The sequence below is a fragment of the Streptomyces sp. NPDC000941 genome (assembly GCF_053599555.1).
Genome location: NZ_JBSFMM010000410.1, coordinates 1 through 4,732 on the forward strand (window position 1 = coordinate 1; position 4,732 = coordinate 4,732).

Genomic DNA, 4,732 nt, shown 5'->3' on the forward strand with positions numbered 1-4,732 from the left:
TTGATGGATGTGGTGCGGCAGGTTGAGGGTGCGCCGTCGTTGGAGCGGGTGGATGTGGTGCAGCCGGTGTCGTGGGCGGTGATGGTGTCGCTCGCCGCCATGTGGCGTTCGTATGGTGTGGAGCCGGATGCGGTGGTGGGGCACTCGCAGGGTGAGATCGCCGCCGCGTGTGTGGCCGGTGCTCTGTCGCTGGAGGACGGCGCCCGGGTGGTGGCGTTGCGCAGCCAGGCCATTGCGCGTCGGCTTGCCGGTGCTGGGGGTATGGCGTCGGTGCCGCTGCCCGTCGCCGAGGTCGAGGCGCGGCTGGAGCGCTGGGTCGGCCGGGTGTCGGTCGCCGCGGTCAATGGGCCTCGGTCGGTGGTGGTGTCGGGTGACCGGGAGGCGCTGGACGAGCTGGTCGAGGAGCTGACGGGCGAGGAGGTACGTATCCGGCGGATCGCGGTGGACTACGCCTCGCACTCCGCTCATGTCGAGGGGATCCACGAGGAGCTGCTGGCTGAGCTCGCACCGGTCGCTCCGCGCACCGCGGAGGTGCCGTTCCTGTCCACGGTGACCGGTGAGTGGCTTGAGGGCGGTGAGCTGGGCGCGGACTACTGGTACCGCAATCTGCGGCATACGGTGGGCTTCGAGCCCGCCGTACGGGAGCTGCTGGCCCGGCGCCACCGGGCGTTCATCGAGATCAGCGCCCATCCCGTACTGACCGTCGGGGTCCAGGAGACCATCGACGACGTCGATATGACTGCTGTGGTCGCCGGTACGCTGCGTCGGGACGAGGGCGGACTCGGCCGCTTCCTGACCTCGCTGGCGGAGATCTTCGTCCGTGGCGGCGCCGTCGACTGGGCGAGTGTGTTCACGGACACCGGCGCGCACCGCGTCGACCTGCCCACCTACGCCTTCCAGCACGAGCTGTACTGGCCGAACGCCTCCATGCGGTTGGGCAACGTCACCGGCCTGGGCCAGGTGGCCGCCGGGCATCCGCTGCTCGGCGCCGCGGTCGAGCTGGCCGATGCGGGCGGGGTGCTGTTCACCGGCCGACTGTCGCTGCGGTCGCACCCGTGGCTGGCCGACCATGCCGTGGGCGGTGTGGTGCTGTTCCCGGGGACCGGTTTCCTGGAGTTGGCGATCCGCGCCGGCGACCAGGTGGGCTGCGACCTGGTCGACGAGCTCACCCTGCTCGCGCCCTTGGTGCTGGGGGAGCACGACGCCGTCGCCATCCAGCTGTGGGTGGGGGCGCCGGACGAGACCGGCCGCCGCACCGTGAACGTGTACTCGCGCGCCGCCGAAGCCGCCGAGCAGCCGTGGACGCACCATGCCACCGGTGTGCTCGCCCAGGGGGAGCGTACGGCGCGGTTCGACGGAGCCGTATGGCCGCCCGAAGGCGCGGTCGTGGCCGATATGGAGGACTTCTACGCGCGGCTCGCCGACGGCGGGTTCGCGTATGGACCGCTCTTCCAGGGGCTGCGGGCGGTGTGGCAGCGCGGCGACGAGGTGTTCGCCGAGGTGGCACTCCCCGAGCAGACGGGCGGCGGCGACGCCGAGTCGTTCGCGATGCATCCGGCCCTGCTGGACGCGGCCCTGCACGCCGTGTCGTTCGTGAACCTCGAAGTCGCCGAGGGTGGACGCCTGCCCTTCTCCTGGAGCGGTGTGTCCCTGCACGCCACGGGCGCCTCCATGCTGCGCGTACGCCTGACCCGACGCGACGCGGAGTCGGTTTCTCTGGCGGCCGTGGACACCGACGGCGCGCCGGTGGTCTCGGCGGACTCGCTGGTGCTGCGCCCGGTGTCGGCCGAACAGCTGGCCGGTGCCCGAGCCGGTGAGCAGGATTCGCTGTTCCGGCTGGAATGGGTCCCTGTCCAGATCGATACGGCGGCGTCCGGCGCACTCGATATCGTGGAACTGACAGCGGACCAGGCCACGGACCCGGCGTCGCTGGTCACCGTGCCGGGGGTGGCGACGGTCACCTGGGAGCCGGCCGGCTTCTCCTCGGCGGCCGAAGCGGTGCACGAGGAGACCGCGCGGGCGCTCCGGCTCATCCAGAACTGGCTGGCCGACGAACGGCTCCAGGGCTCCCGGCTGGTCTTCGTCCTGCGCGACGCCGTCGCCACCGAGTCGCCTGACATGGTGGCCGCGGCGGTCTGGGGGCTGGTGTCCAGCGCCCAGAGCGAGAACCCCGGACGGTTTGTGCTCGTGGACGCCGCTTCCCCGGACGAGGTGCGGACAGCGCTGGCGTCCGGCGAGCCGCAGGTCGTGGTGCGCGACGGCGGCGTATGCGTCGGCCGACTCGCCTCCGTGACCTCGCGCGGCTCGCTGCTGCCTCCGGCCGGCGGAACGCCGTGGCGGCTGGACAGCAGGCAGAAGGGCAGTCTGGACAACCTCGAACTGCTCAGCTTCCCGGCGGCTGCCGAACCGCTGGCCCCCGGACAGATCCGGGTGGCCGTACGGGCCGCCGGCCTCAACTTCCGGGACCTTCTCAACGGCCTCAACGCACTGGGCGCCTTCCAGGACAAGGTGGGGCCACTCGGCAGCGAGGCGTCCGGTGTGGTCGTGGAGACCGGCCCCGAGGTGACCGGGCTGCGCGTCGGCGACCGAGTGGTCGGACTGGTCGACAACTCCTTCGGGCCTCTTGCGGTGGCCGCTGAGCGGGCGGTGACCCGGATTCCGGAGGGCTGGCGGTTCGAGGATGCCGCATCCGTCCCGGTCGCGTACCTGACGGCGTATTACGGGTTGGTGGATTTGGCGGGGTTGTCGTCGGGTGAGTCGGTGCTGGTGCATGCGGGTGCCGGTGGTGTGGGGATGGCGGCGATTCAGCTGGCCCGGCATCTGGGCGCTGAGGTGTTCGCGACGGCGAGTGAGGGCAAGTGGGATGCGTTGCGGTCGCTGGGGATTCCGGATGACCACATCGCCTCCTCGCGTACGACGGACTTCGAGGAGCGGTTCCTCGAAGTGACCGGTGGGCGGGGCGTGGATGTGGTGTTGAACTCGCTCGCGGGTGAGTTCATCGACGCGTCCGCGCGGCTCCTGTGCCCGGGCGGCCGGTTCGTCGAGATGGGCAAGCTGGACATCCGCGACGCCGACAGCTTCACCGACGCGACGTACCTCTGGTTCGACCTGCTCGATGCGGGACCCGATCGTCTGCAGAGCATGCTGGTCGAGCTGATGGAGCTGTTCGAGGCGGGTGCGCTGCGGCCGCTTCCGGTTACGGCATGGGATGTGCGGCGGGCGCGGGACGCCTTCCGGTTCATGAGTCAGGCCAAGCACACGGGCAAGATCGTGCTGACCATGCCGCGTGAATGGGACCCCGAGGGCACCGTGCTGATCACCGGGGGTACGGGTGGTCTGGGCAGTGTGCTGGCGCGGCATGTGGTGACCGGGCACGGAGTGCGCCGACTGCTGTTGACGAGCCGTCGTGGGCTGGATGCTCCGGGTGCGGTGGAGTTGCGGGCGGAGTTGGCGGAGCTGGGTGCCGAGGTGTCGGTGGTGGCGTGTGATGTGGCGGGCCGGGACGCGGTGGCGGATGTGCTGGCGTCGATTCCGGCTGAGCATCCGCTCACCGCCGTGGTGCATGCGGCGGGTGTGCTGGACGACGGTGTGGTGGGGGCGCTGACGCCGGAGCGGCTGAGCGCCGTACTGCGCCCGAAGGTGGATGCGGCGTGGCATCTGCATGAGCTCACCCGCGAGCTGGATCTGGCGGCGTTTGTGGTGTTCTCGTCGGTGGCCGGATCAATGGGCGCACCCGGGCAGGCGAATTACTCGGCGGGCAATGCGTTCCTGGATGCGCTGATGATGCGTCGGCGGGTAGAGGGGCGCGCCGGGCAGTCGCTGGTGTGGGGGCCGTGGGCCCAGGACAGCGGGATGACCGGCGGTCTGAACGAGGCCGACCTGCACCGGATGAGCACCGCCGGACTCCCGGCCATCAGCGCCGAGCAGGGCATGGCCCTCTTCGACGCCGCCACCGCGCTGCACGACGCGATGGTCGTCCCCGTACCGCTCGACCTCACGGCCCTCCGGTCGCTCGGCGAGATACCGGGCCTGCTGCGTGGGCTCGTCCGGCCGACACGGCGTACGGCGGCCGCGGCGCTGCCCGCCTCCGGCGCCGCCGCCGAGCTCACCCGGCGCCTGGCGGGGCTGCGGGGCGCCGACCGGGTCCAGATCCTGGTGGACCTGGTGCGCGCCGAGGTCGCGTCCGTCCTGGGATACGCGTCGCCGGACGCGGTGGAGATCCGGCGGGAGTTCCGCGAGCTGGGCTTCGACTCGCTGACCGCGGTCGAGCTGCGCAACCGGCTGAACACGGCCACCGGGCTGCGCCTGCCGTCCACTCTCGTCTTCGACTACCCGACGCCGGCCGTGCTGGCCGACTTCCTGGTGGCGGAACTGGTCGGAACCGACAGCGCCGTCGCGGCCCCCGTGGCCGGGGCGGTCCGTACGGACGACGATCCCGTGGTCATCGTGTCCATGGCCTGCCGCTACCCGGGCGGGGTCCTCTCGCCGGAGGATCTGTGGAATCTGGTGCTCGCCGAGGGCGACGGCATCTCGGAGTTTCCGACGTCTCGCGGGTGGGACCTGGAGTCGCTGTACGACCCGAACCGTGCGCGCCGGGGCACCAGCTATGTACGAGCGGGAGGGTTCCTGCACGAGGCGGGGGAGTTCGACCCCGGGTTCTTCGGGATCTCGCCGCGCGAGGCGCTGGCGATGGACCCGCAGCAGCGGCTGCTGCTGGAAGTGTCCTGGGAGG

At 71.3% G+C, this 4,732-nt stretch carries 1 protein-coding gene; it reads left to right on the forward strand.

What is annotated here, in order from left to right; all coding sequences use genetic code 11:
* The coding region (locus ACWDSL_RS51925; protein ID WP_450496585.1) for an SDR family NAD(P)-dependent oxidoreductase at positions 1 to 4,732 on the forward strand (4,732 nt) is incomplete at both ends.